Origin of the sequence: Algoriphagus sp. (genome assembly GCF_024642405.1) — a bacterium.
Classification (GTDB): domain Bacteria; phylum Bacteroidota; class Bacteroidia; order Cytophagales; family Cyclobacteriaceae; genus Algoriphagus.
This window is the reverse complement of the sequence record NZ_JAHEBC010000302.1, coordinates 1-4,763: the sequence shown is the minus strand read 5'-3', so window position 1 is coordinate 4,763 and position 4,763 is coordinate 1. Positions and strand designations below refer to the sequence as shown.

Here is a 4,763-nt window from a genome sequence, read left to right as displayed (position 1 = left end):
GGCGGGTTGTTTTTGTATTGTTCAAATTTTCCTGAAATGAAAAACCCTCCTCCTAAATCAATATATTTTTGAAACTCTCTAACAAAACTTGATTTACCTACCCCGGAATATCCACTTACCAATGCCAGTTCAGCTTTCTCGTTTTTTATCCGCTGAAACACTTCATTCATTTGTCTCAATTCTTCATCTCTTCCATAAATTTTGGTAGAAATCTGAAATTGATCCAATCGATCCTGTGTGCCAAGAGTAAATTCGGTGATCTCGTTAATGTCCAAAAGTCTATCCAAACACTGCTGTAGATCATTTAAAAGACCGGAGCAACTTTGATACCTTTCGGAAGTATTTTTCTTCAAAAGTTTTAAAACTACTTTGCTGATAACCTGAGGTATATCATCTCTTATCTTACTTGGCTCTTCTGGTAGCAATGCCAAATGAGCATGCATAAGCTCCATGGGATCAGAAAAATGAAATAATGTTTTGCCGGTAAGCATTTCATAAAAAACAGCTCCTATCGAATATAAATCTGTTCGATGATCAATAGGCCTGTTCATTCTTCCCGTTTGCTCCGGAGAAATGTAATGAAGACCTAATTCAAGAGCTTCACTTACATTTGAGTAATTCAAATCTCTCCCTCTTTCAATAGCATAGTCAAATCCCCAAACTTTGACTCCGCTATTTTTATCCACTATGATATTTGAAGGGTTTATATTTTTGTGGATGATATTTTTACTATGGAGGTAATTCACCGCTTTGGTGATCTCCATCGCAATTTTTAAAAAAATGATTAGGTCCAACTTTCCCTTTTTCAGATACTCTGATAGTGGCTCACCTGTCACATCCTCATTTACAAGGATGGGCAAATTTTCTAAATATTCTAAACCGATAGGTTGAACAATATTAGGATGGGAGAGCTTTGATAAAATAGAATACTCTTGTTTAAGGTGATTCAAATCACGAAAAGTAGGATATGCCGATCGAAAAGTCTGAATGGTTACAGGTTTTGAATCCTGAATACGATTCGCCTTATAGACGATGTACCTCGAGTTCTCCCGAACTTTGTCTAATATGTCAAATCTAAAATCAGGCATTAAAAAAATGATTAGTTATCAATTAGGATTTTAGTTTAACACTTAGGAATATAAATGGGAAAACATTTTGTTGCATTAGCTTTTTAAAGTACAAAGAAATTTGATTTTAATTAAAAATTCTAACCTTATAATCATGTAAAATAGATAATATTAATATTTACAAGATTAGTTTGTCTCCCACTTCTCATAAGATCTTTTTAATCTCTCCAATTTCTCAAACAAAAAAGATCTTGCCTTTGTATCTTTGCCAGCTATGACTTTAAGTACTTTATCCGCGAAAACCGACATTGATTCTTTAGATCCGAAAGATTTCATCATCATCAAAAATGCAAGGGTCAACAATCTAAAAAGCCTGAGTGTCGCGATCCCTAGGAATAAACTGATTGTAGTGACTGGACTTTCGGGTTCAGGGAAATCCTCACTTGCTTTTGACACGCTTTTTGCCGAAGGTCAGCGGATGTATGTGGAAAGTCTTTCTTCCTACGCCAGACAATTTTTGGGTAGGATGGAAAAACCCGATGTAGAATACATTAAAGGTGTAGCGCCAGCCATTGCCATACAACAAAAAGTAAATACTAAAAACCCTAGATCTACTGTTGGTACCACAACAGAGATTTATGATTATCTGAAATTACTTTTCTCAAGAATTGGAAAGACAATTTCCCCAGTTTCTGGAAAAGAGGTGAAACATCATACTGTCACAGATATTGTTGAATTCATCCAAAGCTTTGACGAGGGTAGCAAAGTCATGATTTCTTGCCCGCTTCAAATTGAAAAGGGTAGAAAAATCGAGCAGGAATTAGAGCTTTTGCTTCAAAAAGGATATACCCGAATTTTGATAGATGAGGACGTTTATTTTGTCGAGGATTTATTGGGTGAAAAGAAAGTTCCAAAAGGCAAATATGAAATCCTGATAGATCGTGCTTCGGTCATCAAAGATGATGAAGACAATCAATTTCGAATTGCTGATTCGGTACAAACAGCACTTTTCGAAGGTCATGGTGATTGTAAAATCACGATTCCTGGAAAAGAGACCCGCAATTTTTCTGATCGATTCGAGTTGGATGGGATGACTTTCGAGATTCCTACCGTCAATTTTTTCTCTTTTAATAATCCTTACGGTGCCTGTAGAACCTGCGAAGGTTTTGGAAATGTACTCGGAATAGATCCTGATTTGGTCATTCCGGATAAGGAAATGTCGGTGTATGAAGGAGCTATTGCACCCTGGAGAGGGGAATCTTCCAGAAGCTGGTTGGAGCCATTATTGAAAAAAGGGATAGAGTTTGATTTCCCAATACACCGTTCTTACAACGAACTTACAGAGAAGGAGCAAAACCTGATTTGGACCGGAAATAAGTATTTCAAAGGATTGAATGAATTTTTCAAGGACTTAGAATCCAAAACTCATAAGATTCAATATCGAGTGATGCTTTCCCGTTTTCGGGGGCGGACAACTTGCCCTGATTGTAAAGGAACACGTTTGCGAAAAGATGCTTCCTATGTGAAAATCGATGATAAATCCATTACAGATTTGGTTTTGATGCCGATAGATGAAGCTTTGGCATTTTTCAATGGATTGGATTTACCGCCACATCAAGCAAAAATTGCAAATCGACTTTTGAAAGAAATTCAAAGCAGACTTTCTTACATGGACGAGGTAGGACTGGGATATTTGACTTTGAACAGACTGACTTCAACACTTTCTGGAGGAGAATTTCAGCGAATTAAATTAGCCACTTCTTTGGGCTCTGCCTTGGTAGGTTCCATGTATATTCTCGATGAACCCAGCATAGGCTTGCATCCAAGAGACACAGATCGATTGATTGGAGTATTGAAATCACTTCGAGATTTAGGCAATACAGTGATTGTGGTGGAGCACGAAGAGAAAGTCATGAAAGCTGCTGATCAGATCATTGACATCGGCCCGGATGCAGGAGTGAATGGTGGAGAATTACTTTTTCAAGGCCCTATAGCAGATTTGATGGCTTCTGCCCAAACTTATACTGCCAAATACCTGCGTGGTGAGGAATTGATTTTTAAGAAAGATGGAAACCGAAAGTGGAAAGACAGTATTTTGGTCAAAGGTGCAAGGGAAAATAATTTAAAGAACCTTACTGTCAAATTCCCCTTAAATACCCTTACCGTCGTAACGGGTGTTTCTGGTTCTGGAAAATCAACCTTAGTCAAAAAAGTACTTTACCCAGCTTTAGGCAAAATGCTGGGAACAGTTATCGACGAGAGTGGAAAGTATGACAAAATTGAAGGGGATTATCGATCTGTTTCCCAAATTGAATTCGTAGATCAAAATCCAATTGGAAAGTCATCCCGTTCAAATCCAGTGACATATGTGAAGGCTTATGATGCCATTCGCAGTTTGTTTTCAGATCAACCTATTTCAAAACAACGAAATTACAAGCCTGCTTTTTTCTCTTTCAATGTAGATGGTGGTAGATGTGAAGCATGTTCTGGAGAAGGTATTACGACAGTGGAAATGCAGTTTATGGCTGACATCCACTTGACCTGTGAATCCTGCAAAGGCAAGAGGTTTAAAAATGAGATTCTCGACGTCAAATACAAAGAAAAAGACATTTCGGAAGTATTGGATATGACGATCGATGAAGCGATTGATTTCTTCAAAGGCAAGACCCAGATCATCAATAAACTTCTACCACTTCAAGAAGTAGGACTAGGTTATATCGGTATGGGCCAAAGTTCGAATACACTTTCCGGTGGCGAGGCGCAACGGGTGAAACTAGCATCATTCCTTGGCAAAGGAGGACATAAATCGAACGATCATATCCTCTTTATCTTCGATGAGCCGACGACGGGACTTCATTTTCATGATATCAAAAAACTCCTCCACTCCATCAATGCGCTTATTGATCAGGGTCATTCAGTCATCATCATCGAGCACAATACTGAGGTGATTAAATCTGCAGATTGGGTAATTGATTTAGGTCCTGAAGGAGGAAATAAAGGAGGTCATTTGACTTTTGAAGGAACTCCAGAGTCTATGATGAAGGAAAAGGATAATTATACTGCGAAGTATTTGAGGGAAGCTTTTGTGTAGGTAATTCTACAAATCTGAATATTTTACCCTAGATTTTATTGGGATCTTAGCTCATCCCGCCAATTGCAGAGAGGTATTGAGCGCTGCTTTGAAGGAATAGAAGTCATGGGTTCTGATTTCATACTTCCCTCAAATATTTTTACCATGAAAATCGTAAATCAAACTTTCGATTTTCATGGTAAAATAATTTTCTAAAAAATCTAATTTTTGATTTTAAAGCGCCTTTTTTCTGGCAAAAAGACGAACAACAGAAGCCTTTCCAACATGAAAAAGTCCTTCATTTAATTCTGTCTCTGTTTCATAAGCTTCCAAAAAATCAAATCCTTTAAAATCCTCCTTTACCTCTTCCAAATCAAAAAGCATTGACAAATCTTTTGGGCCTCCAGCTTTTGGATTATCTTTTTGATATTTAAGATGCTTTTTACTAAAGCACTCTATAATAAGAATCCCTCCATTTTTTAGAAATGCACTTAATTTTTGATGGAAAATCCTTCTTTTGACTTCAGGGAAATGAGTATAGGAAAATGCAATCGCATCAAAATAATGTGTTGGGTAATCCACTTCTTCCAAATCTTCAACCCGATAATCAATTGCAACTCTATTTA

The 4,763-nt window shown here is 37.3% G+C and carries 3 protein-coding genes; 1 reads left to right on the top strand and 2 read right to left on the bottom strand.

The window, feature by feature from the left end; all coding sequences use genetic code 11:
* On the bottom strand, nt 1-1,088 hold a 1,088-nt coding region (locus tag Q0L68_RS16600), incomplete at its 3' end, for a serine/threonine-protein kinase (protein ID WP_296705310.1).
* 253 nt (nt 1,089-1,341) lie between these two features.
* Here Q0L68_RS16600 and uvrA point away from each other — a divergent pair.
* Nucleotides 1,342-4,158, top strand: coding sequence for an excinuclease ABC subunit UvrA (uvrA, locus tag Q0L68_RS16595; RefSeq protein ID WP_296705308.1), 2,817 nt, complete (start codon nt 1,342-1,344; stop codon nt 4,156-4,158).
* 213 nt (nt 4,159-4,371) lie between these two features.
* On the opposite strand, the gene Q0L68_RS16590 is transcribed toward uvrA, so the two are convergent.
* Nucleotides 4,372-4,763 (bottom strand): bifunctional 2-polyprenyl-6-hydroxyphenol methylase/3-demethylubiquinol 3-O-methyltransferase UbiG (locus tag Q0L68_RS16590; protein WP_296705306.1); only part of this gene is annotated, 392 nt, incomplete at its 5' end.